Here is a 23,154-nt window from a genome sequence, read left to right on the forward strand (position 1 = left end):
CTTCTGTCGTCAGGTCGCGATCCGTGTCGGATCAGGCCAGCGTGCCGTCCTTTTGTAGGGTCAGCTTGCCACCCAGATAGGGGGCCAGCACCTGGGGCAGGACCACGGTCCCGTCGGCCTGCTGGCCGTTTTCCAAAACTGCGATCAGGCAGCGCCCCACGGCCAGCCCCGAGCCGTTCAGTGTGTGCACGTATTCCGGCTTGCCGCCGCCCTCGGGGCGGAAGCGCGCATTCATCCGGCGGGCCTGGAAATCACCGCAGGTGGAAACCGAGCTGATCTCGCGATAGGTGTTCTGACCCGGCAGCCAGGCCTCGATGTCATAGGTGCGGCGCGCGCCAAAGCCCATGTCGCCGGTGCACAGAATCACGGTGCGATAGGGCACGCCCAGCTTTTCCAGGATACCCTCGGCGCAGCGCAGCATGCGCTTTTGCTCTTCGTCCGACTTGTCCGGATGCGTGACCGAGACCATCTCGACCTTCTCGAACTGGTGCTGTCGCAGCATCCCGCGCGTGTCCTTGCCGGCCGAACCAGCCTCGGAGCGGAAGCACAGCGAATGCGCGGTGTAGCGGCGCGGCAGATAGCTTTCCTCGATCATCGTGTCGTTGACGATGTTGGTCAGCGACACTTCGGAGGTCGGAATCAGCCACCACCCCTCGCGGGTCTGATAGCTATCCTCGCCGAATTTCGGCAACTGGCCGGTGCCCATCATCATCTCGGACAGAACCAGAACCGGGGCGTTCACCTCGGTCAGGCCGTTCTCGTTGATATGCGTGTCCAGCATGAACTGCGCCAGAGCCCGGTGAATGCGCGCGACGCCCCCCGAAAGCAGCACGAAACGCGAGCCCGCCAGCTTGGCCGCGGTTTCGAAATCCATGCCATTCTGGACCGCTTCGATCTCGAAATGCTCTTTGGCGTCGAAATTGAATTCGGGCGGGGTGCCCCAGCGGTTCACCTCGACATTGTCGTTTTCGTCCTTGCCGTCCGGCACGTCCTCGGCGGGCAGGTTGGGGATGCGCGACAGCTTGTCGGCCAGCATGGCGTCCAGATCCTTGGCCTCGGTCTGCATGCGGGCGATCTCGGCCTTCTTCTCGGCCACCAGCGCGCGCAGGCGCTGGAACTCGGCCTCGTCGCCGCGGGCCTTGGCGGCGCCCACTTCCTTGCTCGCCTTGTTCTGCTCGGCCTGAGCGGTTTCGGCGGCCAGGATCTTGGCGCGGCGGGCTTCATCCAAGCGCAACAGCTCGGCCGAGATCGGCGCTTCGCCCCGGCGGGCAAGGGCAGCGTCGAAAGCGGCTGGGTTTTCGCGGATTGCGCGGATGTCATGCATGGCTCAGATCCCTGGCAAATGAATCACTTTGCCCGCTTATGCACCATCTGGCGCGCGGGGTGTAGCACCGGATTGGCCTCAATCCTCTGTGTCTTCGCGCGCTTCATGCGCAAGGTGGCCATCCCATGGCGCCGAGGGAATCTTGGGTTCGGGCGGATCGGCCATGTAGGACGGGGTCATGATCTGCACGCCGTTTTCATTGAACACCGCCACGATGTTGCGGTGGAGATCCGAGCGTATCCTGGGGATCGAATTGCCGCGGGTCGTATAGGCGTTGATCTGGTAGTTGATGGCATAGTCGGCCAGCGCGGCCCACAGAACGAACGGGGCTGGGCGGGCCTTGAGCCCCTTGGTGCGCCGCGCCGCCTCGATCAGCATCGCCTCGATCATTTCGGGCGGTTCCTCATAGCCGATCCCTACGGTGGTGTGCACCAAAAGGCCGTTGCCGTCGGTCGGTTTGGAGAAATTGATCACGTCTGAGTTCATCAGTTGCGCATTAGGGATCGAGATCAATTCGTTCTTGATGGATTTCAGATGGGTTTCCATCAGTTTGATCTGCACGACGTCGCCGATATGGTCGCCGATCTGGATGCGGTCCCCGATCGAGGTCGACCGGCGGTAGATCACGAACAGCCCCGCCAGCATGTTGCTGACCACAGAATTCGCGCCCAGCGACAGCATCGCGCCCACCAGGATCGTCAGCCCTTGGAAGGCTGCCGAATCCGAGCCCGGTATGTAGGGCACGGCAAAGACCAGCGCGATCAGGATCACCACGACGCGGGCGATATTGAACGTGGGGTTGACCCAGTGTTTCTCGAAATCGCCCAAGTCGAAGGTTCCCGCTTCGACCGCGTCGAAGAACACGCGCATGCCCTTGATGATGTACATCGTCACCCAGGCGATCAGCGCCAGCATGATCAGGTTCGGGACATAGCTGATGATACCCCTGAAGATCAGCAGCACGGGTTCGGTCAGATAGGTGAGCAGCAAATTGGCGAAATACCGGGTCTCGGCAAAAGCCAGAAGGACGAAGGACAGGTAATAGTAGAAGCCCAGGAAAAAGATGACCAAAAGCACGAAGCTCAGCGCGTACCGGATCAGGGCGGCGATGGCCTCGGCCTGTACGCTTTTGGCGGTGGCTTCCTCGACATCGCGCAGATAGCGCCGGACAACACTCAAGGTGCGGCGTCGGATGCGCCGGTGTAGCCACAGGATGGTCACGACAAACACCGCAAAGCCCAGCGTCCAGGCACCGGCCTCGATCGCACTGGACACGCGCGCCTCGTCGGTGCGGTTGGCGCGATAAGACCGGATCGCCTCGCGGATCGCATCGGCATGCAGGGCGGTCAAGACCTTCAGGTCAATCTGATCCAGTTCGGCATCTGCCTCGGTGACGATCGTGACAATCACCCCATCGGCCAGGATGCGGGTGCCTAGCTCGGTTTCTTCGAAGGTGATGCTGACGTCAGGCCGGTCCGACGACTCGGCCACGGTGACGATGGTGTTCTGGATGTTCTCGGCCCGTTCGGGGGCGGGCAGGGCGCTGGACCCACGAATGTGAAACAGCGTATCGCCGTCCACGATCACCGGGGCCCGGAATGCTTCGGCCTGTGCGATCTCGGCATCGGTAGGCTGGGGCGGGGCCTCTTGCGCGGTGGCAGGGGGCGACTCCACCGCTGTCAGGGTGAGGGTGCACAGCAAAAGAGCCAATCTGAACAGCGGTTTGAAAAAATGTCGCATGGGCCCTCCACTCGGCTCGAATATAGCTGAGGCGAATCGTGTTCATAGTGTATTCCTGCAACGTTTTGCCTTGGTGTGCCCTGCCGTTGCCCCATGTCCGCGCGAATCCGCGGCGGCGTTGCTTGCAAAGGTCGATTGCAGGGCATAGTTTCCCGCCAAATTCGCGGCGCTCCGACCGCGACCTCAAGAAAAAAGGAATATCCCATGGAAGGTGGCGCAATCGCCCAGTTTCTCCCGCTCATTCTGATCTTTGCGATCATGTACTTCCTGCTGATCCGTCCGCAGCAGAAGAAGATGAAGGAACATCAGGCCATGGTCGAGGCCGTGCGCCGTGGCGATCAGGTGGTCACGCAGGGCGGCCTGATCGGCAAGGTGTCGAAGGTCAAGGAAGGCGAGAACGAGATCGAGGTCGAAATCGCCGATGGCGTGAAGGTCCGCGTGATCAAATCGACCATCGCTCAGGTTCTGAACAAGACCGAGCCGGCGAAATAACTTCGCGCGACAATCGACGGAAAAGGCAGGGTAATGCTGCAAATTGACACCTGGAAGCGGGTCCTGATCTGGCTGGTCTGCGTGGTTGGCTTGCTGTTGGCCCTGCCGAACGCCTTCTACACGCGGGTCGAGCAATCGAACGACGCCAAGGCGGCTATTGAGTTGGGTAACGACACCCTTGAGATGCAGACGCAGGCCGCGCAATGGCCGAATTGGATGCCCTCGTCGCTGGTCAACCTTGGGCTTGATCTGCGCGGCGGTGCGCATCTGTTGGCCGAAGTGCAAGTCAGCGACGTGTACGAAACCCGGATGGAGGCCATGTGGCCGGAAATCCGCAACGCGCTGCGCGACGTGCGCTCCGAGGTCGGCACCATCCGTCGGCAGCCGTCAGAGCCCGATGAGATTCGCGTCCGCATCAGTCAGCCCGAAGGCATGCCCCGCGCATTGGAGGTGGTGCGTGGCCTGGCCCGCCCGATCCAATCCCTGACCGGGGCGGGCGCCACCGATATCGACGTACGCGCCGAGGGCGACACCATCGTGGTGCAATTGTCCGAGGCCGAGAAACTGGCCTCTGACGATCGCACCGTGCGCCAGGCGCTGGAGATCGTGCGCCGCCGGATCGACGAGGTCGGTACCCGCGAACCCACGATCCAGCGCCAGGGCACCGACCGAATCCTGATCCAGGTGCCCGGAATCGGCAGCGCCAGCGAGCTGAAAGAGATCATCGGCACCACCGCACAGTTGACCTTCAACCCCGTGGTCTCGCGCGGGACGGACCCTGACGCCCCGGCGGGCATCGGCGAAAAGGTCGTGCCCTCGATCGACGAAAACGGCGTTTACTACACCATCGAGGCCGCCCCCGTCGTGACTGGCGAGGAACTGGTGGACGCGCAGCCGTCCTTCGACCAGAACGGTCGCCCGGCCGTCAGTTTCCGGTTCAATACTACGGGTGCGCGAAAGTTCGGCGACTATACCCGTGACAATATCGGCGCGCCCTTCGCCATCGTGCTGGACGACGAAGTCATCTCGGCCCCGGTCATCCAGAGCCACATCCCCGGCGGCTCGGGCATCATCACCGGCAATTTCACCGTCGAGGAAAGCACCAACCTGGCCGTCCTGCTGCGAGCCGGTGCACTGCCCGCGGGGCTGGAGTTCCTGGAAGAACGCACCATCGGCCCCGAATTGGGGCAGGACAGCATCGAGGCGGGCAAGGTGGCCACCATCGTTGCTTTCGCGGCGGTGCTGGTCTTCATGGCCCTCAGCTATGGCCTATTCGGCATCTTCGCCAACATCGCGCTGCTGATCAACGTGGGCTTGATCTTTGGCCTTCTGTCCCTGATCGGGGCAACGCTGACCCTGCCGGGCATTGCGGGCATCGTTCTGACGGTGGGCATGGCGGTGGACGCCAACGTTCTGATCTTCGAGCGCATCCGCGAGGAACTGAAATCGTCGAAAGGCCCCGCCCGCGCGATCGAGCTGGGCTATGAAAAGGCGCTGTCGGCCATTTTGGACGCCAACGTCACCACTTTTATCACCGCCGTGATCCTGTTCGCCATGGGCAGTGGTCCGGTACGCGGCTTTGCCATCACATTGGGCCTGGGCATCCTGACGTCGGTGTTCACCGCGATCTTCGTGACGCGCTTGATGGTGGTCATGTGGTTCGAGCGCCGCCGCCCGAAAACGATCGAGGTTTGACATGAGACTGAAACTCGTACCCGAAAGCACCTCGTTCGATTTTTTCAGCCGCTGGAAGCTGTGGCTGGGCATCTCGGGGCTGATGATGGTCATCGCCTTCACGTCGTTCCTGCTCCAGGGCCTGAACTTTGGCATCGACTTCCGCGGCGGCACCACGATCCGTACGCAAAGTGCGCAGGAAATCGATGTGGGTCTGTACCGGGATGCGATCACCCCGCTGGGCCTGGGCGACGTGTCGATCACCGAAGTGTTTGATCCCACCTTCGGCCCGGATGAAAACGTGGCCATGATCCGCATTCAGGCACAGGACGACGCCGAGGCCGTCTCGGCCGCGACCATCACCGCGGTCGAAGATGCGTTGCGGGCCGTCGTGCCCGATATCCAGTTCGTGTCAGTCGAATCGGTGGGTCCCAAGGTCTCGGGCGAGTTGATCCAGACCGCCGTGATCGCCGTGGTTCTGGCGATCGGGGCGGTGCTGGTCTACATCTGGCTGCGCTTCGAATGGCAGTTCGCGCTGGGTGCTGTGGCCGCGCTGGTGCATGACGTGCTGCTGACGATCGGCATCTTCTCGGAACTGCAGATCCGCTTCGATCTGGCGATCATCGCGGCCCTGCTGACAATCGTCGGCTATTCGCTGAACGACACCGTGGTCGTGTTCGACCGGGTGCGCGAGAATCTGCGCAAATACAAGAAAAAAGACCTGAAAGAGGTTCTGAACCTCTCGATCAACGAGACTCTCAGCCGGACGGTGATGACCTCGGTCACCACCCTGTTGGCGCTGATCTCGCTCTATGTCCTGGGCGGCGACGTGATCCGTGGGTTCGTCTTCGCAATGATCTGGGGCGTGATCGTGGGGACCTATTCGTCGGTCTTCGTGGCCTCGACCATCCTGCTGTGGCTGGGGGTCAAACGTGACTGGTCCAAGCCGTCGAACACGGCCGGAAACCAGTTTGCCAATATCGACGCCTGATCTGTTCGGCCAGCCCCCTGAGGGGCTGGCCATTGTCGTTTTTGCGGCGCTTCTGGGCGGCATCGTACGCGGGTTCACTGGGTTTGGCACCGCGCTGGTTTTTCTGCCCCTCGCGACGCCGCATCTGGGTCCGTTCGGCGCCCTGATCGCCCTGACCTGCATGGATGTGTTTGGCCCTCTGCCGAACCTGCGCCGCGCCTGGGCCCATGTCGAACGCTCCGATCTGACACGGCTGATCACGGGATGCGCCCTGACCTTGCCGGTGGGTCTGTGGGTGCTGTCGCAGGTCCCGCCCGAGGTGTTCCGATATACTGTCAGCACGCTCAGTCTTTCCATGCTGGCGGCGCTGGTCCTTGGCCTGCGCTACACCGGACCGGTCCGGCGTGGCATGGTCACGGCCATCGGCGCGGCGGCGGGCTTCCTCGGTGGTGTCGCGGGGTTGCCCGGGCCTGCCGTCATCCTGTTCTACATGTCGCGGCCGCTGCCGGTGGCGGTCATTCGCGCGACGGTTCTTCTGTTTCTGTTTGCCTTCGATTTCCTGATCTTCGGATATCTCGGCTTGATGGGCCGCCTCACGGTTGCAACGACCGCGCTGGGCCTGGCGCTTGCGATCCCGAACTTGCTGGGCAATTGGCTGGGCGGATGGCTGTTCCGTCCGACGCGAGACCGCCTCTACCGCGCTATTGCCTATGTCGCCATCGCCGCATCGGCCTTGTCGGGCCTGCCGCTTTGGGGCTAAAAGACCTTATGCGCTTGAACGAGATCACTTTCACCGACGCCGCCCCAATAGACGGCTACGGCCCCGGATTCTTCCGCATCGGCGGTCAGGTGTTCCACGGCGCCGTCCTGACGGGCCCCAGCGGAACCGGCCCTTGGTCAGGCCTGCAGGACCCGGCGCCCTTGCTGGGACTCGCCGCGCAGATTGACGTGCTGTTCATCGGCACCGGCGCCGATCTGTCGCAGATCCCGTTCGAATTGCGCACAGCCCTCGAGGAGGCCGGCATCGGGGTTGAGATCATGAACTCGCCCGCCGCCTGCCGCACCTACAACGTGCTGTTGTCCGAAGGCCGCCGGATCGCTCTGGCCCTGTTGCCAGTCTGACCCCTTCATTTGGCCCCAAATATCCCGGGGTGCGTGAGGGGCTGGCCCCTCACATCCCACCCGCCAACAGGCCCTGCGGCAAATCCGTCCTTTTTCCCCCGCAACCAATCGGATAAGCGGGTCTCATGACACTGACCGTGACCGACCTTGCCATCGCCCGAGGGGGCCTCCCTGTGCTCGAAGGCCTCAGTTTCGCGCTACCCCCGGGCAAGGCGCTGATCCTGCGCGGCCCGAACGGGATCGGCAAGACCACCCTCCTGCGCACGCTGGCCGGGCTGCAACAGCCGCTCTCGGGCCGGATCGAGGGGGCAGAGGACCGGATCGCCTATGCCGCCCATTCCGACGGGCTGAAACCCACCCTGACCGTGACCGAGAACCTGACCTTCTGGGCCTCGGTCTTTGGCACGCGCGACATCCAGCCCGCGCTGGATGCCTTTGGGCTGAACGAACTAGCTGATCGTCACGCAGGCAACCTGTCGGCGGGTCAGAAACGCCGGCTGGGTTTGGCCCGAATGCTGGTGACCGGCCGCCCGATCTGGATGCTGGACGAACCCACCGTGTCACTGGACAAGACCGCGGTGGCGATGTTCGCCGATGCGGTGCGGGCGCATCTGGGGCAGGGCGGCTCGGCCCTGATTGCCACCCATATCGACCTGGGCCTCGATGGTGAGGTCTTGGATGTCGGCCCCAACAAGGCGCGCCCCAAGGCGCTGGATGACTTCGACGGAGGCTTCCTGTGATCGCCCTGCTGTTGCGTGACCTGAAACTGTCCTTCCGCGCGGGCGGAGGGTTCGGCCTCGGGCTGGCCTTCTTCCTGATCGTCACCGTTCTGGTCCCGTTTTCAGTGGGCCCCCAATCCTCGCTGTTGGCGACCATCGCGCCGGGGGTGCTGTGGCTGGGTGCATTGCTGGCATGTCTGCTGTCGCTCGATCGCCTGCTGGCCTTGGATTGGGAGGACGGGTCGCTGGACCTGCTGGCCACCGCGCCGCTGCCGCTGGAGTCGGTGGCCGCGATCAAGGCCTTGGCACATTGGATCACCACCGGTCTGCCGCTGGTGCTGGCCGCGCCAGTGCTTGGGGTGCTGCTGAACCTGCCTGGCCCCGGTTTTGGCTGGCTGGTCGTCTCGCTGTTGATCGGCACGCCCGCGCTCAGCGTGATCGGCACTTTCGGCGCAGCCCTGACCGTGGGGCTCAAGCGCGGCGGCCTTCTGCTGTCGCTGCTGGTGCTGCCGCTTTACGTGCCCACGCTGATCTTCGGAGCCGAGGTGGCCCGTCGCGGCGCCACCGGGATGGAGACCGCCACGCCTCTGCTGATGCTGGCCGGGATCACCGCCGCAACCATCGCCCTGCTGCCCTTTGCCAGCGCCGCGGTTCTCCGCGTCAATCTGCGTTGACCGATGTCAATTGAGAACCGCCCCGAGACGGACTAGATAAGCGACATGTCCATAGCATCCAAAGCCAACGCCCTCTGGGAATACGCAAACCCCAAGAAGTTCCTCACCACGACCGAGCGCGTGCTGCCGTTCTTCTGGATCAGCTCTGCCGTCTGTCTGGTGATCGGTCTTGTCTGGGGTTTTTTCTTCACGCCTGACGACTACAAGCAAGGGTCGACGGTCAAGATCATCTACCTGCATGTGCCATCGGCCCTGATGGCGATCAATTGCTGGATTATGATGCTGGTCACGTCGCTGGTCTGGCTGGTGCGCCGTCACCATGTCAGCGCGCTTGCAGCACGCGCCGCCGCGCCGGTAGGCATCGTAATGACGCTGATCGCGCTGGCGACCGGGGCCATCTGGGGACAGCCCATGTGGGGCACCTGGTGGGCCTGGGATCCGCGCCTGACCTCGTTCCTGATCCTGTTCCTTTTCTATTTGGGCTACGTCGCCCTGTGGGAGGCGATCGATGATCCGGATACTGCGGCCGACCTGACCTCGGTCCTATGTCTGGTCGGTTCGGTCTTTGCCTTCCTCAGCCGCTATGCGGTCAATTTCTGGAATCAAGGCCTGCATCAGGGTGCCTCGGTCATGCGGGTCGGGGCGGTCACCGGCACGGATACCGAGGAAAAGGTCAGCAACGTGTTCTTCTACCCGCTGCTGACCTGCATCATCGGCTTCGTGCTGCTGTTCATCGCGCTGGTCCTGTATCGGACCGGCACCGAAATCCGCGCGCGGCGCATCAAGGCGCTGCTGGCAAGGGAAAGGGTAAACGGATGATGCCTGATCTGGGAAAATACGCCGAAACGGTTCTGTCCTCCTACGCGGCCTCGATCGTCCTGCTGGTGGCGCTGGTGGTTTTCAGCATCCTGCGTGGGCGCAAGGTTCGGGCCGAGATGGAAAAGATCGAACAGAGGGTGTCGCGCAATGGCTAAGATCTCGCCCTTGATGATTGCTCCGCCCCTGATTTTCGGCGCCTTCGCCGTGCTGGCGGCCATCGGCATGTTCCGCGAAGATCCCAACGCGCTGCCCTCGGCCCGCGAAGGCCAGCCCGCGCCGCCCGTTGTCCTGACCGAGTTTCCGGGCAAACAGGGGTTCGACGACGCAACCCTGCGCGACGGTCAGGTCAAGCTGGTGAACTATTGGGCCAGCTGGTGTGCACCCTGCCGTGCCGAGCATCCGAACCTCGAGAAACTGGCGCAGGAAGGTATTCCGGTCTACGGCATCAACTACAAAGACAAGCTTGCCAATGCCGATGCGTTCCTGGCCGAGCTGGGCGATCCCTATGCCGCCATCGGGCGCGATGAAAACGGCCGCATGGGGTTGGACTGGGGCGTCTACGGCGTGCCCGAGACCTACGTGATCGACGGTGACGGCACGATCATCCTGCGGTTTGCCGGCCCGATCACCCAGCGCGTGATCGAAAACACCATTCGCCCGGCGCTGGAGAAAGCCGCCGCGCAGTAGCGCCGGGGCTACAGGCGATACCGCCAGAGACGGTCAGCACCTCTCCGGTGATGAAGGACGCGTCTTCGGATGCGAGAAAGCGAACTGCGCGCGCTATGTCTTCTGGTGTCCCAACACGCCCCAGCGCCGTGTTCTGAACGAACAGGTCGGTCAGATCGTCGGGTCTGGGGGCTTCGGGGATGTTGATCGCTCCAGGAGCCACCGCGTTGACGCGAATGCCGTCAGGACCCAGTTCTTTCGCCATGGCGCGGGTCCACAAGTTCAGCGCAGCCTTGCTGGCCCCATAGGTCGCGGCGTCGTGCGGGGGAAGCGCGGCGTTGACGGACGAGATACTGACGATCGACGCTCCCCGCTGCAGGTAAGGCAACGCGGCGGCCAGCAGGGCGGCCGGTACCAACAGGTTGAGATCAAGAATGGCCTGGTGATCCTTTTGGCTGAACCGGTCCTTCGGGGTGGCCTGAACCAGCCCGGCATTGTTGACGATGACATCCAGCCGGCCGTATCTGTCGCTGACGCGGCGCACCACGTCTTCGGGCTGACCTTCTTGCGTCAGATTGCTGTGCAGGGTCAGCGCCGGTCGGTCATCGGGCAGGGGCTGTGGTTCGGTCGTGTGCCACGTCAGGGCGACACGATGATCCGCGGCCAGATCAACCGCGATGGCCCGGCCAATTCCACGCGCGCCGCCGGTTATCAATGCAACTTTTTCCATGTCGCAAACAGACCGGCAGTCTGCAGAAAACACAACGCGATAGTTGAAATGCCTGAAATGAAAAAGGGCGCCCGGTCGGGGCGCCCTTGTGTTCTTGGCTTTGTGCCGGCTTAGCTGGCCTTGGCCAGGTTCCGCAGCACGTAGTGCAGCACGCCGCCGTTTTCGATGTATTCGATCTCGGGCGCGGTATCGATGCGGCACTTGAGCGTGATGGTCTTCTCGGTCCCGTCCGCATAGGTGATGGTGCAGGGCACCTCCTGCAGCGGCTGGATCGTGTCCAGACCGTGGATCGAGAAGGTCTCGTCGCCTTTCAAGCCCAGCGTCTTGCGGTTGTCGCCGGCGGTGAACTCGAACGGGATGACACCCATGCCCACCAGGTTCGAACGGTGGATACGCTCGAAGCTTTCTGCGATCACGGCCTTGACGCCCAGCAGCGCGGTGCCCTTTGCCGCCCAGTCCCGCGAGGAACCGGCGCCATACTGCTCGCCACCGATCACGACCAGCGGCGTGCCTTCTGCCTGATAGGCCATCGATGCGTCATAGATCGAGGTCTGCTGACCATCGGGGCCTTTGGTGTAACCACCCTCGACGCCGTCCAGCATCTCGTTCTTGATGCGGATGTTGGCGAAGGTGCCGCGCATCATGACCTCATGGTTGCCCCGGCGCGACCCGTACGAGTTGAACTCGCGCGGTTGCACTTGGCGCTCCAGCAAGTATTTGCCTGCGGGGCTGGTGGTTGCAAACGAACCAGCCGGCGAGATGTGGTCAGTGGTGACCATGTCGCCCAGAATAGCCAGAACCTTGGCGCCTTCGATGTTCGAGATGGTGCCCGGCTGTGCCCCCATACCTTGGAAGTAGGGCGGGTTCTGGATGTAGGTCGACGTCGGCGGCCAGTCATAGGTCTCGGCATCGGTGGTTTCCACCGATTGCCATTTCTCGTCGCCCTTGAAGACATCGGCGTATTTCGACTGGAACGCCTCGCGGGTCACGGTAGCTTCGACCAGATCCGAGATCTCTTTCTGGCTCGGCCAGAGATCCTTCATGTAGACGTCGTTGCCGTCCTTGTCCTGACCGATCGGTTCCGAGGTCAGGTCGATGTCCAGCGTGCCGGCCAGCGCATAGACCACCACCAGCGGCGGCGAGGCCAGGTAGTTGGCGCGCACGTCGGGCGAGATCCGGCCTTCGAAGTTGCGGTTGCCCGACAGGACCGAGGTTGCCACCAGATCGCCCTCGGCGATGGCTTCCGAGATCTCTTTCTGGATCGGGCCCGAGTTGCCGATACAGGTGGTGCAGCCGTAACCCACCAGGTTGAAGCCGATGGCGTCCAGATGCTCTTGCAGGCCGGCGGCCTCGAGGTATTCGGACACGACCTGCGATCCCGGCGCCAGCGAGGTTTTCACCCAAGGCTTGCGGTTCAGGCCCAGCTCATGCGCCTTTTTCGCAACCAGACCGGCGCCGATCATCACATAGGGGTTTGAGGTGTTAGTGCACGAGGTGATCGAGGCGATCACGACCTTGCCCGATTCCATGGTGTAGTCTTCGCCTTTGACCGGCACTTCCTTGCCCATCGGGCGTTTGAAAGTGTTTTCCATTTCCTTGCGGAAGGCGGCCTTGGCGTTGGTCAGCGGCACATAGTCTTGCGGGCGCTTGGGGCCCGAGATGGCAGGGACGATGGTGCCCATGTCCAGCGACAGAGTGTCGGTGTAGACCGGGGCATAATTCTCGTCGCGCCAGAAACCGTTTTCCTTGGCATAGGCTTCGACCAGCGCGATGCGGTCCTCGTCGCGGCCGGTGTTGCGCAGGTAGCGCAGGGTTTCGTTGTCGATCGGGAAGAAGCCACAGGTCGCGCCGTATTCAGGCGCCATGTTGGCGATGGTCGCGCGGTCGGCCAGCGGCAGACGGTCCAGGCCTTCGCCGTAGAATTCTACGAACTTGCCCACCACGCCCTTGGCGCGCAGCATTTCCACGACCTTCAGAACCAAGTCGGTGCCGGTGGTGCCTTCGACCATCTCGCCGGTCAGTTCAAAACCGACGACCTCGGGGATCAGCATCGAGATCGGCTGACCCAGCATCGCGGCCTCGGCCTCGATCCCGCCTACGCCCCAGCCCAGAACGGCCATGCCGTTGACCATGGTGGTGTGGCTGTCGGTGCCGACCAGCGTATCGGGATAGGCGACCTCTTCACCGTTCTGGTCGGTGTCGGTCCAGACGGTCTGGGCTAGGTATTCCAAGTTCACCTGGTGGCAGATGCCGGTTCCCGGAGGCACGACGCGGAAGTTATTAAACGCGTTCTGGCCCCATTTCAGGAACTGGTAGCGCTCCATGTTCCGTTCGTATTCGCGGTCCACGTTCATCTGGAAGGCGCGCGGGTTGCCGAACTCGTCGATCATGACCGAGTGGTCGATGACCAGATCGACGGGGTTCAGCGGGTTGATCTTCTGCGGATCGCCCCCCAGCGCCTTGATGCCGTCACGCATCGCGGCCAGGTCCACCACGGCCGGAACGCCGGTAAAATCTTGCATCAGCACGCGGGCCGGGCGATAGGCGATCTCGCGCGGGTTCTTGCCGCCGTTTGCGCCCCATTCGGCAAAAGCCTTGATGTCATCGACCGAGACCGAGAAACCGCCGTCCTCGAACCGAAGCATGTTTTCCAGCACCACTTTCAGCGCGGCGGGAAGCTTGGAGAAATCGCCCAGACCGGCCTCTTGCGCGGCGGGGATCGAGTAATACGAGATGGACTTGCCATTCACGCTCAGGCTGCGGCGTGTCTTGGCGGTATCCTGTCCGACTTTGATGGGCATCTGTGGCCTCCCTCTCAAATGACGTGGCATTGGGATTCGCTGAGCGGTATCTGCATCACCAAGGCCTGCGGTTCAAGGTCCAACAGGGCGGGTGCGGCAATTTTTGTATACCATTGCACACATTTTTGCGGATTGCCGCCGAAACTGGTCTCAAGAAACCTTGATTGGCCCTTGACGCGGACGGGCTGTAAACCGGTTCCCGTAAACCACGAGCCTTGAGCCGACCATGCCACGACATCGACTGACCGCCACCCTTCTGTCCCTGTTTCTCGCCGTCCCGGCCGCGGCCGACGGTCCGGTGGTGGTCGAGCTTTTTACCTCGCAGGGCTGTTCTTCGTGTCCGCCGGCGGATGCGATCATGCACGATCTGGCCAAGCGTGATGACGTGATCGGCCTGGCCCTGCATGTGGACTACTGGGACTATATCGGCTGGAAGGACGAATACGCCAACCCGTTCCACACCACACGCCAGCGCACCTATGCGCGCCGGGGCGGGCGCGACATGATCTATACGCCGCAGATGGTGGTCAACGGGGAGCAGGATATCGTCGGGGCCAGACGCGAACAGTTGGAACGGGTGATCGATAGCCATCTGAGCGCGCCGCCCATGGCGCAGGTGTCGGCGACGCGAACCGGTGATACCGTTTCGGTCCAGGTTGCCCCGGTCGATCTGCCATCGGGCACAGTCTATGACGTCCGGGTCGTGCAATACACGCCATTGCGTCACGCCTCGATCCGCCGGGGTGAATTGGCCGGGCGCGAGTTGGACTATACCAACGTGATCGACGCCTGGCATGTCGGCGGGCAATGGGATGGGGCCGGGCCGCAGGTGTTCCAGGTCTCGGTGGCGTCTGAGTTGCCGGCCGTGGTCTTGCTGCAACAGGCCGGGCACGGGCCGATCATCGCGGCCGCGCGGGTGGATTGAGGGCTCAGGGCATGTCTTCAGGCTGAACGCCCAGGCCGTTCCAGGCTTTCCAGCGCCGGTGAATCCAAAACCACTGACCCATGTGCTGGCGCACCATTCCTTCCAGATCATCATTGATGAACTGGGTCATGGTCTTGGGGTCGGAATGCGGCACCGGGTCATGCAGAACGATCTGGAAATCGATGCCATTGGGTTGGCGCACCGCATAGCAGGGGATCAGCACTGCATCGTATTTCATGGCCAGTTCAGCATTCAGAACCGAGGTCACCGCCGGTTTGCCGAAAAACGTCAGCTCTTCGCCGCCATGGGCGTGCAGGTCGGACACGATGGCGATGATGCCGCCATTCTTCAACGAACGCACCATTTCCACCATGCCCCGGCGCCCCTGTTCGAACATCGGCTTGCCGGTCCTATGAAAGGCTTCGACATACATCTCGTTGAAATAGGGGTTGGCCATGCGCCGGTACAAGCAGCCGATCGGTTTGCCGCTGTGCGCCTGCAACGCGATCCGCGCGGCTAGGTAATGCCCGAAATGCGCGGTGATCATCATCACCGGGCGGCCCTCGGCGACGGCGCGGTCAAATGCGGCCAAGCCCGGCCCGGTCACGACGGCAGCCTTTTGCCTTTTGGTGAAATCCTCGGGCGAGAAATGCTCCATGATCGCGCGGCCCGCATTGTCGGGTACTGCACGGCAGATGCGTTTGACGTCGCTCTCGGTCAGTTCGGGGCAGGTCAATCTCAGGTTGCTGCGCACCCGCTTGGTGAACCCCACCAGCGGCGACAGCGCTCGTGCAATCGCGCCCATCGTTGCGATCCGCCGCTCGTAGGGCAGCAAGCGCATGGTGCCGATCACGCCTTTCAGAAACAGGTTGGCGACATAATATTTTGCAAGCTGAACGCGGCTCAGTTCCGACTTTTCGGCGGGCATGCGAGGTTCTCGACGGGTTATGTGAATTGCGGGGCCAGACATACAGAGGGTGCCGGGCAACCACAAGCACCGTATGGGCGGACGGTCGGGCAGGGGATCAGTCCCTGCCCTCGGCCTCCTCTTCGTTCAAGGTGATCGTGCCTTCATCGACCAGCGCGCGGATGGCGCCCACGACCTGGGTCATGGCTTCTTCGGCGTCGGCTTGCTTGACCTTGCCACGCTCGGCAATTTCTTCGCGCAGGTTGTCGGCCATGCGCGACGACATGTTGGAAAGCAGGAACTCGGCAGATGCTTTGTCTTCGTCGCTGTTTGCACCAGCCAGCGCGGTGACAAGAACGAGCTGGTCAATCCCGCGCAAGACCGCGGGAACATCCCGCGGCGCGATGCGTTTGGCGATGTGGGCAAAGGTGAAGATCGAGCGGCGCACCGCTTGTGCAAAGCTCTTGTCTTCTTCTTCGAGGGCGCTCAACAACTCGTCCCGGGTGGCCGCCGAGGATTGATTCAGAATCGCCCCCACCCGCGCTCCGGGCTCGTCTCCGAAGGCCGGGGTCGGGCGCTGATCCAACTGCGCGGCCAGCGACCAGCCGATGCGTTCGACCGCCTCGGGCGAGACATTGGTGGTTTTCGAGACCGCATAGGTGATCCGGCGTGCCACCGGGCCGGGAAGATGCCCCAGCAGTTTCGCGGCCGTCGCTGTATCCAGCTTGGAAAGCATGACCGCCGCCACCTCGGTGCTTTCGGCCTGGGCCATGCGGGCCAGATCCTCGACCGGCACGTCGCGCAGGCGCTGCCACGGGTCACCGACCTGGCGCATGCCCGCCACCTTGCGCAGCCGTGCGGCCGTCGTGGGGGCGATCTTGCCGTTCACGGCGTCCAGCGCGCCCGCCAGCCCGTGCGGAAACGCCAGGCCGACACTGTCGAGCGCATCGGCGAATTCCTGAGCCACCGCCGCCAGCGTCACCCGATCGACCAGCCCCATCTGCCCCAGTTGCACGGTCAGCCGTTCCTGCAGCTCGTCGGGCAGTTCCTCGAGCGGGAAATCCGCACCCTCGTTCAATAGCAGGCGCACGATGATCGCGGCCTTTTGTCCGGGTGTCAGGTGACGGGGAACCACGCGCGGCGCGTCGTCCTGTTGTTCGGCCGCCAGCGGCGTGGCGCCCAGGGCCGTCTGAACCAAAGCGTTGGAGTCTTGCATCTGCCTGTGCTGTCAAATTCGTTGCGCAGGCAGATTAGCGAGAGTCGCGTAAAGAAAAGCTGAACTCTAGTAGCTGTAGGTCAACCCTGTGCGGATCGCTTGTCGCAGCGACGCTTCGGCCCAGCTGCCTTCACCGCCCCGGGCCTTGATCTCGCGCCATTGGGCGATGGCCAGGTCGGTCTTGCCCTCGGCCACGAAACCTTGGCCCATGTAGCTGCGTGCCAGGATGTTGTCGGGGTTCGCCGCAATCGCGCGCATGTAATGGGCGTTGGCCAGATCGACCTTGCCCATCTTGCGGTAGGTGAAGCCCCAATAGGTCAGGACGCGGTCGTCGTCTTGATCCATGATGCGCAGCACGGATTGGGCGTTTTCGTATTGGCCGGCATAGGCCATCTCGCGCACGGCCTGATACAGTTGGTCGTCGGTGAAATTGGTCTTGTTGGGTTTGACGCAGCGGCCCGCCGCCTCGTCATAGACTCTGCCGAACAGGCATTTCTTCGTGGTGTTTGTCGGTTTCGGGGGGCTGCTGTCCCCGCCTGCGGCACTGACCGCGGGGGCAAAGGCAAAACTTTGAAGGGCAATTGCCGAGGCCAACAAAAGGCGCATGTCAAACTCCATCTCGAAATTCGCTTGGGCAAAGCATAGCGCGTTCCGAGGAAAAGCTAACAGGAAATCGCCCGGATCAGTTCACAACTGGGTCAGATGCTCAGCTGCTGGCGTTTTTCACACAACTTTCCGAGGCCGAATCCCAAGTCGTGCCGGGCGCACAGGATTGCGATTGCTTGCTGTGGGCTTGGCAGGCGAATGCGGACGAGGCGGACAGGGCAAGGGCCAGTGCGCAGAGGGTCATGCGGATCATGGTGGGCTCTCCTTGAACGGAAATTGCCCATCCAGCATAGCCGATTTCGGATGTTTTCGCAAAAGACAGGGGCCCGGATCGTACTGTGCGATCCGGGCCCCAAAAAAGCCGTTCATGCGTCGAGGGTTACTCGCCGAACACCCGCTCGAAGATCGTGTCGACATGCTTGGTGTGATAGCCGAGATCGAATTTTTCTTCGATCTCTTCCGTGCTCAGCACTGCCGTCACGTCCGGGTCTGCCAGCAGTTCGGTCTTGAAGTCCTTGCCTTCTTCCCAGACCTTCATCGCGTTGCGCTGCACCAGGCGATAGGCGTCCTCGCGGCTGACGCCGGCCTGGGTCAGGGCCAGCAGCACGCGCTGGCTCATGACCAGACCGCGGAACTTGTTCATGTTGGCCAGCATGTTGTCCGGATAGACCACCAGCTTGTCGATCACCCCGGTCAGGCGGTGCAGGGCGAAGTCCAGAGTTACGGTGGCGTCGGGGCCGATGTTGCGCTCGACCGAGCTGTGGCTGATGTCGCGCTCGTGCCACAGGGCCACGTTCTCCATCGCCGGGATCACGGTCATGCGCACCAGCCGGGCCAGGCCGGTCAGGTTTTCGGTCAGAACCGGGTTGCGCTTGTGCGGCATCGCCGACGAGCCCTTCTGGCCTTTGGAAAAAAACTCCTCGGCTTCCAGAACCTCGGTGCGCTGCATGTGGCGGATTTCGATGGCGATGTTCTCGATGCTGCTGGCGATCACGCCCAGCGTGGCAAAGAAGGCCGCGTGGCGGTCGCGCGGGATGACCTGCGTGCTGATCGGCTCGGGTACCAGGCCAAGTTTTTCGCAGACATGTTCTTCGACACGCGGGTCGATATTGGCGAAGGTGCCGACCGCGCCGCTGATGGCGCCGGTGGCGATCTCGGCGCGGGCGTCGCGCATCCGAGACAGGTTGCGGTCCATCTCGGCGTAGAAGCGCGCGAAGGTTAGGCCCATGGTGGTGGGCTCGGCATGAATGCCGTGGCTGCGGCCGATGCGGACAGTGTCCTTGTGCTCGTAGGCGCGGCGCTTGAGCGCGGCCAGCAGGCCTTCGAGATCGGCGATCAGGATGTCAGCGGCGCGGGTCAACTGCACGTTGAAGCAGGTGTCGAGCACGTCCGAGCTGGTCATGCCCTGATGGACGAAACGGGCCTCTTCGCTGCCGACGTGCTCGGCCAGATGGGTCAGAAAGGCGATGACGTCATGCTTGGTGACGGCCTCGATCTCGTCGATACGGGCCACGTCGAATTCCACGTCCTTGGCCTTCCAGACGGCCTCGGCGTTTTCGCGCGGGATGACGCCCAGGTCGGCCATCGCGTCGCAGGCATGGGCCTCGATCTCGTACCAGATGCGGAACTTGGTCTCGGGCGACCAGACGGCGACCATTTCGGGGCGGGAATAGCGGGGGATCATGGGCGGCAGGACCTTCGTGATTGGCAATGGGTGTCGGCGCGGGTCATAGCCTTGTCCGGCACATCCGGCAAGCCGCGAAGGACCTACTGAGACGGTTTGCCCCCGCACAAGCGCCGTTCTGGCCGACCGCCCGCCGATCCCCGGTCTGTCTGTGCCCTGTGGCGGCCTCGGGCCGGGTCAGACCGGGTCCTGGGCCGGCAGCAGTTCGGTCGTGATATGGGCCGAGTTCTCGAGCGTGCGGTGCACCGGGCATTTTTCGGCGATTTCGAGGAGCTTGGCCCGCTGGGCCTCATCCAGAGGCCCAGCCAGGCGGATCTTGCGGCGGAACTGGTCCACCTTGCCATCGCCGGCCAGCCCCGCATCCTGCGCGTGCAATTTGTCGTGGCAGACATCCACGGTGACCCCGGTCAGCGGCCATTGTTTGCGCCGGGCGTACATGCGGATGGTCATTGAGGTACAGGCGCCCAGCCCGGCCGACACGAACCCATAGGGTGACATGCCGCGATCGGTGCCGCCGTAGGAAGCCGGTTCATCGGCCACGGCATGATGGTTCGGGCCTGACTGGATGTCTTGCAGGAATCCGTTCGGGTCCACCTCGGTTACGCGCACGACGCCTTCGGGTGCGCCCGGCGGTGGGGCGGGTGGCGACAGTGGCACATAGCGCGACACCCAGGCGGCAATGACGTCGGCGGCATAGTCCGCGTCCCTGGGGCGGGTGATCAGGTGGTCGGCATCATCCAGCGTGACAAAGCTTTTGGGGTGCTTGGCGGCCAGAAAGATCGTGCTGGCATTGTTGATGCCCACGGTTTCGTCGAGCGGGGCATGCAGGATCAGCACAGCGGCCTTCAGGCGCTCGATTGCCGGGATCAGCGCCGATTCCGATATGTCGCGCACGAAGTCGCGCCCGATGCGGATCGGCCGTCCGCCCAAAAGCACCTCGGCGCTGCCATCCTGTTCGATCTGCGTGCGTGCGCCCTCGAAGTGATGGGCCACATGGCCGGGGTCGGCCGGGGCGCCGATGGTGACCACCGCCTTGACCGAGGGGATCCCGGCCCGAGCCCGCAACACGGCCGCCCCACCCAGGGAATGCCCGATCAGCAGATCCGGCGCCATGTTCCGCTCGGCCAGATACTGAGCCGCCGCGATCAGGTCCTGCACGTTCGTGGTAAAGGTGGTGTTGGCAAACTCGCCTTCGGAATGGCCAAGGCCCGTGAAATCGAACCGCAGCACCGCAAAGCCCATCGCCGCCAGCCGCGCGCTGATCCGCCGGGCGGCGGGGATGTCCTTTGAGCAGGTGAAGCAATGGGCAAACAGCGCCGTCGCCAGCACCGGCCCGTCGGGCAGATCCAAGCGTGCAGCCAATTGACTGCCGTCGTGTCCGGCAAAGGTGATGCGTTCGGTCGGCATGGCCGCTCCTTCCGTTGATCGGGTTCCCGCAATACTGGGGGCCGGGCGCGGGGGCCTCAACCCCTGTGTCAGGCGCGTCACGCCAAGGTGAGAGGGGAGCGTTGAATCGTGAAGGTGTTGCGGCTTGTTTGTCTCGGGAAGGTAAAACTTCAGGGATTGTGGTGTCGCAGCGATCAGATATTCGTTTCGTAAATGGTTCGGATGTCCCCATGCTCATGTTTCGTCGAACAATGAAACAGGATTTCTACGATGACACATGTTGAACCGATCCATCACAGTCACCGCTATCACCTCGGGCTTTTGCCGGGGCTGCTGCTGACTGCTACGCTGGATTTTGCCGCGGGCCAGACCTGGCCGCTGGACTCCGAACAAGCCGGCATCGAGCAGCCCGCGCCCGAGGATAGGCGCGGAAATGTGCGCCGCTCGTACTGGACGGATTGAGACCTATTCGAGCCCCATGAGAGCGGCATCGAACGGGTAGGTGGTCAGGTTTTCGTATCCATCCTCGGTGATCAGCACCTGATCCTCGAGCTTGATCGAGAAATCGCCGCCGACTTCGCCCACGGCTGCCTCGACGCACAGCACCATGCCGGGTTCCAGCGGATAGTCATAGGCGCCGGGCACCGCCTTGTCGGGATAGGCCACCAAAGGCCACTCGTCGCACAGGCCCACGCCATGCATCAGGCAGCCGTATTTCTGCGCCTGGAACTTGTCGTCCAGCCTGTGGCAGTTGGCGGTCAACTCGGGGATCATAACGCCGGGCTTCAGCATGCCCATGTTGGTCATGATGTGCTCATGCGCGTGCTGCATGGCATAGACCATGTCGGGCCGGGGTTTTTCATCCCCGATCCACCAAGTGCGCGAGATGTCGACGCAAATGCCGTAGCTGCCGATCAGATCGGTGTCAAAGGCGATGATTTCATTCTTCTGAGTGATCCGCGGCCCGCATTCCTGAAACCACGGGTTGGTGCGCGGCCCCGAGGCCAGCAGGCGCGTTTCGATCCATTCACCGCCGCGCTTGATGTTTTCGGCGTGCAGAACGGCCCAGATGTCATCCTCGGAGGTCTTGCCGTCACCAACATAGGTGCGGGCGAACTTCTCCATCTCGGCCACGGCGGTTTCGCAGGCGTTGCTGGCGCAACGCATGGCAAGGATCTCGTCAGGGCCCTTGATGGCGCGGGTCTTTTCGGTGACTTCCTCGCCCTCCATGATCTCGAAGCCCTGTGCCTCGAGAGCGCGGAGGCCGTGCAGCATGATCTTGTCCACCGCCAGCCGGGTGTGGCCGGGGGCGTGGTCCTGCATCAGTATGCGCACCTCGTTGGCGAACACGTCCGCCTGTACGTCCACCTTGTCGCCCCTGTCGAAATAGAACAAGTCCGCGCCCGAGCGCTGTTCCCGCACCAGCGGGTTGAATTTCGACAAAAAGGGCGAGTTCTTGTAGTCCCAGATCACCATGTAGCCATCGGCGCACAGCAGCACCGCCCGGAACGGGTTGTGTGTGTTCCACAGCTGCATGTTGGTGCTGTCGGTCGCATAGCGGATGTTGAGCGGGTCGAACATAAGCAGCCCGCCATAGCCTCGATCGACGATTGCCTGAGTCAGCCGTTTCCAGCGATATTCGCGCATCCGGTCCACGTTGGGCAGTTGCAACCCGGCGGCGGCCCATTCGCTGAATGCAAGTTGGGTGGGGCCGATCTCGATCCGGTCATTGTCGTTCGGCGTGCCGTCGCCAAGCGTCGCGCCGCGGCTGGGGTCGATCTTGCGGGTGTCTCGGTAGTGGTGGTTCACGGCGCGCCTCCCTGCTTGCCGGTTCAGCCTGAAGGGGCAGGGCGGCCCCGTCTGGGTGAATTGCGACGATTTGCCAGTCGCTTTTTGACCGACAAGGCCTGTTTGGAGTGCTAACCCAAGGCCATGACAGCCATTCTGCAACAGACTCTGCCCTACGATCCGAAACAACAGCGACCGCTACTGGGGATCGCGCCGACCACGATGGAGGACTGGCTTCATCGCGATGATGCCTTCGCCGCGCAAATGCGCCACCGCCAGCACCTGCTTGAAACCCGTCGGGACGACGTGCTTGCGCTGGACCCGCAGGCCCACCCGGCCGCCGTCGAACTGCTGGATCTGGTCTTGGCGCAGGCCTATCCCGAGGCGGCCGACACCGCGCAGCGCCCGGATGGGGCCGCCGTGCCGATTGACCGCGACAATCCTTTGGATACGCTTTGCCTGCTGGCGCAGGAGGATTTCTGCATCCTGCAGAAACGGGGCGACGAGCATGTGCTGACCGGGGCCATCCTGTGCTTTCCCGCCAGCTGGCGTCTGTCCGAGAAATTCATGCGACCACTGATCGCCATTCACGAGCCGGTCGACAGCTATGATCCCAACATCGCGCGCCGGGTGCAGCGCCTGTTTGACGGGATTCAAATTGCTCGGCCTTTGTGGCGGTTCAACGCGCTGTGGTACGATGACCCCGAGTTGCACCAGCCCCGCAGTGCCAGCGCCCCGCGCGAGATCCGCAACCGCGGAACTGCACGGTACCTGCGCAGCGAGCGTCAGACCTTGGTGCGGCTGCCGCAGTCGCAGGCAGTTGTGTTCTCGATCCACACCTATGTCTTGCCGGTCGAGCGGCTGCCAGAAATGGAAAACCCCGCCTGACGGCGGGGCCTCCAAGGAGGGTT

Annotated in this window: 24 protein-coding genes; 13 read left to right on the top strand and 11 right to left on the bottom strand. The window is 62.9% G+C overall.

The window, feature by feature from the left end:
- Window positions 1-31: 31 nt before the first annotated feature.
- Window positions 32-1,324, bottom strand: a complete 1,293-nt coding sequence (gene serS / locus AC2FM3_RS10050; protein ID WP_496681252.1) for a serine--tRNA ligase — start codon at window positions 1,322-1,324, stop codon at window positions 32-34.
- Window positions 1,325-1,402: 78 nt separating this feature from the next.
- Window positions 1,403-3,064 carry a mechanosensitive ion channel family protein gene (locus AC2FM3_RS10055; RefSeq protein WP_496681253.1) on the bottom strand — a complete coding sequence of 554 codons (1,662 nt, stop codon included), beginning with the start codon at window positions 3,062-3,064 and terminating at the stop codon, window positions 1,403-1,405.
- A gap of 204 nt (window positions 3,065-3,268) precedes the next feature.
- Between AC2FM3_RS10055 and yajC the strand changes: the two genes are divergently transcribed.
- The 10 genes from yajC (at window position 3,269) to AC2FM3_RS10105 (ending at window position 10,221) form a co-directional block, all read left to right on the top strand.
- Window positions 3,269-3,556: a preprotein translocase subunit YajC gene (yajC, locus tag AC2FM3_RS10060; RefSeq protein WP_073279584.1), complete on the top strand. Its 288-nt coding sequence runs from the start codon at window positions 3,269-3,271 to the stop codon at window positions 3,554-3,556.
- A 33-nt stretch (window positions 3,557-3,589) separates the two neighbouring features.
- Window positions 3,590-5,251, top strand: a complete 1,662-nt coding sequence (gene secD / locus AC2FM3_RS10065) for a protein translocase subunit SecD (protein ID WP_496681256.1) — start codon at window positions 3,590-3,592, stop codon at window positions 5,249-5,251.
- Between the two features lies 1 nt (window position 5,252).
- The gene (gene secF / locus AC2FM3_RS10070) at window positions 5,253-6,221 is read left to right on the top strand and encodes a protein translocase subunit SecF (protein WP_496681258.1); all 969 of its coding nucleotides are present in this window, start codon (window positions 5,253-5,255) and stop codon (window positions 6,219-6,221) included.
- Window positions 6,202-6,960 (top strand): TSUP family transporter, encoded by a 759-nt coding sequence (locus AC2FM3_RS10075; protein WP_496681261.1) that lies wholly within the window; start codon window positions 6,202-6,204, stop codon window positions 6,958-6,960. The genes secF and AC2FM3_RS10075 overlap by 20 nt, the downstream gene beginning before the upstream one ends.
- Before the next feature lie 8 nt (window positions 6,961-6,968).
- Window positions 6,969-7,322, top strand: coding sequence for an Mth938-like domain-containing protein (locus tag AC2FM3_RS10080; protein WP_496681264.1), 354 nt, complete (start codon window positions 6,969-6,971; stop codon window positions 7,320-7,322).
- 125 nt (window positions 7,323-7,447) lie between these two features.
- Window positions 7,448-8,062 carry a heme ABC exporter ATP-binding protein CcmA gene (gene ccmA, locus AC2FM3_RS10085; protein WP_496681265.1) on the top strand — a complete coding sequence of 205 codons (615 nt, stop codon included), beginning with the start codon at window positions 7,448-7,450 and terminating at the stop codon, window positions 8,060-8,062.
- Entirely contained in the window at window positions 8,059-8,715 is a 657-nt protein-coding gene (gene ccmB / locus AC2FM3_RS10090) for a heme exporter protein CcmB (protein WP_496681267.1), read from the top strand. Before ccmA ends, ccmB begins: the two co-directional genes overlap by 4 nt.
- Before the next feature lie 45 nt (window positions 8,716-8,760).
- Window positions 8,761-9,534 (top strand): heme ABC transporter permease, encoded by a 774-nt coding sequence (locus AC2FM3_RS10095; RefSeq protein WP_496681269.1) that lies wholly within the window; start codon window positions 8,761-8,763, stop codon window positions 9,532-9,534.
- Window positions 9,531-9,689 carry a heme exporter protein CcmD gene (gene ccmD, locus AC2FM3_RS10100; protein WP_496681272.1) on the top strand — a complete coding sequence of 53 codons (159 nt, stop codon included), beginning with the start codon at window positions 9,531-9,533 and terminating at the stop codon, window positions 9,687-9,689. Before AC2FM3_RS10095 ends, ccmD begins: the two co-directional genes overlap by 4 nt.
- Window positions 9,682-10,221, top strand: a complete 540-nt coding sequence (locus AC2FM3_RS10105) for a DsbE family thiol:disulfide interchange protein (RefSeq protein ID WP_496681274.1) — start codon at window positions 9,682-9,684, stop codon at window positions 10,219-10,221. Before ccmD ends, AC2FM3_RS10105 begins: the two co-directional genes overlap by 8 nt.
- On the opposite strand, the gene AC2FM3_RS10110 is transcribed toward AC2FM3_RS10105, so the two are convergent.
- Together AC2FM3_RS10110 and acnA are read right to left on the bottom strand one after the other, a co-directional pair.
- Window positions 10,160-10,930 carry an SDR family NAD(P)-dependent oxidoreductase gene (locus tag AC2FM3_RS10110; RefSeq protein WP_496681275.1) on the bottom strand — a complete coding sequence of 257 codons (771 nt, stop codon included), beginning with the start codon at window positions 10,928-10,930 and terminating at the stop codon, window positions 10,160-10,162. The two genes, AC2FM3_RS10105 and AC2FM3_RS10110, sit on opposite strands and share 62 nt — an antisense overlap.
- 110 nt (window positions 10,931-11,040) lie before the next feature.
- Window positions 11,041-13,731: an aconitate hydratase AcnA gene (gene acnA / locus AC2FM3_RS10115; protein ID WP_496681276.1), complete on the bottom strand. Its 2,691-nt coding sequence runs from the start codon at window positions 13,729-13,731 to the stop codon at window positions 11,041-11,043.
- Window positions 13,732-13,957: 226 nt separating this feature from the next.
- Here acnA and AC2FM3_RS10120 point away from each other — a divergent pair, with 226 nt between their 5' ends.
- A complete protein-coding gene (locus AC2FM3_RS10120) occupies window positions 13,958-14,656 on the top strand; it encodes a DUF1223 domain-containing protein (protein WP_496681278.1) in 699 nt (232 codons plus the stop codon).
- A 4-nt stretch (window positions 14,657-14,660) separates the two neighbouring features.
- Here the strand turns inward: AC2FM3_RS10120 and AC2FM3_RS10125 are convergent, their stop codons facing one another.
- The 6 genes from AC2FM3_RS10125 to AC2FM3_RS10150 all read right to left on the bottom strand — a co-directional run bounded on the left by AC2FM3_RS10125 (window position 14,661) and on the right by AC2FM3_RS10150 (window position 20,476).
- Entirely contained in the window at window positions 14,661-15,584 is a 924-nt protein-coding gene (locus AC2FM3_RS10125) for a lysophospholipid acyltransferase family protein (protein WP_496681279.1), read from the bottom strand.
- 97 nt (window positions 15,585-15,681) lie between these two features.
- Window positions 15,682-16,779 (bottom strand): flagellar motor switch protein FliG, encoded by a 1,098-nt coding sequence (locus tag AC2FM3_RS10130; protein ID WP_496681281.1) that lies wholly within the window; start codon window positions 16,777-16,779, stop codon window positions 15,682-15,684.
- Between the two features lie 66 nt (window positions 16,780-16,845).
- Window positions 16,846-17,385 carry a tetratricopeptide repeat protein gene (locus AC2FM3_RS10135; protein ID WP_496681283.1) on the bottom strand — a complete coding sequence of 180 codons (540 nt, stop codon included), beginning with the start codon at window positions 17,383-17,385 and terminating at the stop codon, window positions 16,846-16,848.
- Between the two features lie 100 nt (window positions 17,386-17,485).
- The gene (locus AC2FM3_RS10140) at window positions 17,486-17,638 is read right to left on the bottom strand and encodes an adenylosuccinate lyase (protein ID WP_496681285.1); all 153 of its coding nucleotides are present in this window, start codon (window positions 17,636-17,638) and stop codon (window positions 17,486-17,488) included.
- A gap of 126 nt (window positions 17,639-17,764) precedes the next feature.
- On the bottom strand, window positions 17,765-19,069 hold the full coding sequence (gene purB / locus AC2FM3_RS10145; protein ID WP_496681287.1) for an adenylosuccinate lyase: 1,305 nt from the start codon (window positions 19,067-19,069) through the stop codon (window positions 17,765-17,767).
- 177 nt (window positions 19,070-19,246) lie between these two features.
- Window positions 19,247-20,476 (bottom strand): bifunctional alpha/beta hydrolase/OsmC family protein, encoded by a 1,230-nt coding sequence (locus AC2FM3_RS10150; protein ID WP_496681289.1) that lies wholly within the window; start codon window positions 20,474-20,476, stop codon window positions 19,247-19,249.
- A 249-nt stretch (window positions 20,477-20,725) separates the two neighbouring features.
- Between AC2FM3_RS10150 and AC2FM3_RS10155 the strand changes: the two genes are divergently transcribed.
- Window positions 20,726-20,917 carry a hypothetical protein gene (locus tag AC2FM3_RS10155; RefSeq protein ID WP_496681292.1) on the top strand — a complete coding sequence of 64 codons (192 nt, stop codon included), beginning with the start codon at window positions 20,726-20,728 and terminating at the stop codon, window positions 20,915-20,917.
- A 3-nt stretch (window positions 20,918-20,920) separates the two neighbouring features.
- Here AC2FM3_RS10155 and dddP read toward each other — a convergent pair whose 3' ends face one another.
- Window positions 20,921-22,264, bottom strand: coding sequence for a dimethylsulfonioproprionate lyase DddP (gene dddP, locus AC2FM3_RS10160; protein WP_496681295.1), 1,344 nt, complete (start codon window positions 22,262-22,264; stop codon window positions 20,921-20,923).
- 123 nt (window positions 22,265-22,387) lie between these two features.
- Between dddP and AC2FM3_RS10165 the strand changes: the two genes are divergently transcribed.
- Window positions 22,388-23,131, top strand: coding sequence for a heme-dependent oxidative N-demethylase family protein (locus tag AC2FM3_RS10165; RefSeq protein WP_496681298.1), 744 nt, complete (start codon window positions 22,388-22,390; stop codon window positions 23,129-23,131).
- Window positions 23,132-23,154 lie beyond the last annotated feature (23 nt).

This window comes from Ruegeria sp. BHSB172, assembly GCF_059613165.1.

What these genes read in the sequence shown, in the direction of transcription:
- serS (WP_496681252.1), bottom strand. Translation starts at nt 1,324, where the DNA reads ATGCATGACATCCGCGCAATCCGCGAAAACCCAGCCGCTTTCGACGCT.
- AC2FM3_RS10055 (WP_496681253.1), bottom strand. Translation starts at nt 3,064, where the DNA reads ATGCGACATTTTTTCAAACCGCTGTTCAGATTGGCTCTTTTGCTGTGC.
- yajC (WP_073279584.1), top strand. Translation starts at nt 3,269, where the DNA reads ATGGAAGGTGGCGCAATCGCCCAGTTTCTCCCGCTCATTCTGATCTTT.
- secD (WP_496681256.1), top strand. Translation starts at nt 3,590, where the DNA reads ATGCTGCAAATTGACACCTGGAAGCGGGTCCTGATCTGGCTGGTCTGC.
- secF (WP_496681258.1), top strand. Translation starts at nt 5,253, where the DNA reads ATGAGACTGAAACTCGTACCCGAAAGCACCTCGTTCGATTTTTTCAGC.
- AC2FM3_RS10080 (WP_496681264.1), top strand. Translation starts at nt 6,969, where the DNA reads ATGCGCTTGAACGAGATCACTTTCACCGACGCCGCCCCAATAGACGGC.
- ccmA (WP_496681265.1), top strand. Translation starts at nt 7,448, where the DNA reads ATGACACTGACCGTGACCGACCTTGCCATCGCCCGAGGGGGCCTCCCT.
- AC2FM3_RS10095 (WP_496681269.1), top strand. Translation starts at nt 8,761, where the DNA reads ATGTCCATAGCATCCAAAGCCAACGCCCTCTGGGAATACGCAAACCCC.
- ccmD (WP_496681272.1), top strand. Translation starts at nt 9,531, where the DNA reads ATGATGCCTGATCTGGGAAAATACGCCGAAACGGTTCTGTCCTCCTAC.
- AC2FM3_RS10105 (WP_496681274.1), top strand. Translation starts at nt 9,682, where the DNA reads ATGGCTAAGATCTCGCCCTTGATGATTGCTCCGCCCCTGATTTTCGGC.
- AC2FM3_RS10110 (WP_496681275.1), bottom strand. Translation starts at nt 10,930, where the DNA reads ATGGAAAAAGTTGCATTGATAACCGGCGGCGCGCGTGGAATTGGCCGG.
- acnA (WP_496681276.1), bottom strand. Translation starts at nt 13,731, where the DNA reads ATGCCCATCAAAGTCGGACAGGATACCGCCAAGACACGCCGCAGCCTG.
- AC2FM3_RS10120 (WP_496681278.1), top strand. Translation starts at nt 13,958, where the DNA reads ATGCCACGACATCGACTGACCGCCACCCTTCTGTCCCTGTTTCTCGCC.
- AC2FM3_RS10125 (WP_496681279.1), bottom strand. Translation starts at nt 15,584, where the DNA reads ATGCCCGCCGAAAAGTCGGAACTGAGCCGCGTTCAGCTTGCAAAATAT.
- AC2FM3_RS10130 (WP_496681281.1), bottom strand. Translation starts at nt 16,779, where the DNA reads ATGCAAGACTCCAACGCTTTGGTTCAGACGGCCCTGGGCGCCACGCCG.
- AC2FM3_RS10135 (WP_496681283.1), bottom strand. Translation starts at nt 17,385, where the DNA reads ATGCGCCTTTTGTTGGCCTCGGCAATTGCCCTTCAAAGTTTTGCCTTT.
- AC2FM3_RS10140 (WP_496681285.1), bottom strand. Translation starts at nt 17,638, where the DNA reads ATGATCCGCATGACCCTCTGCGCACTGGCCCTTGCCCTGTCCGCCTCG.
- purB (WP_496681287.1), bottom strand. Translation starts at nt 19,069, where the DNA reads ATGATCCCCCGCTATTCCCGCCCCGAAATGGTCGCCGTCTGGTCGCCC.
- AC2FM3_RS10150 (WP_496681289.1), bottom strand. Translation starts at nt 20,476, where the DNA reads ATGCCGACCGAACGCATCACCTTTGCCGGACACGACGGCAGTCAATTG.
- AC2FM3_RS10155 (WP_496681292.1), top strand. Translation starts at nt 20,726, where the DNA reads ATGACACATGTTGAACCGATCCATCACAGTCACCGCTATCACCTCGGG.
- AC2FM3_RS10165 (WP_496681298.1), top strand. Translation starts at nt 22,388, where the DNA reads ATGACAGCCATTCTGCAACAGACTCTGCCCTACGATCCGAAACAACAG.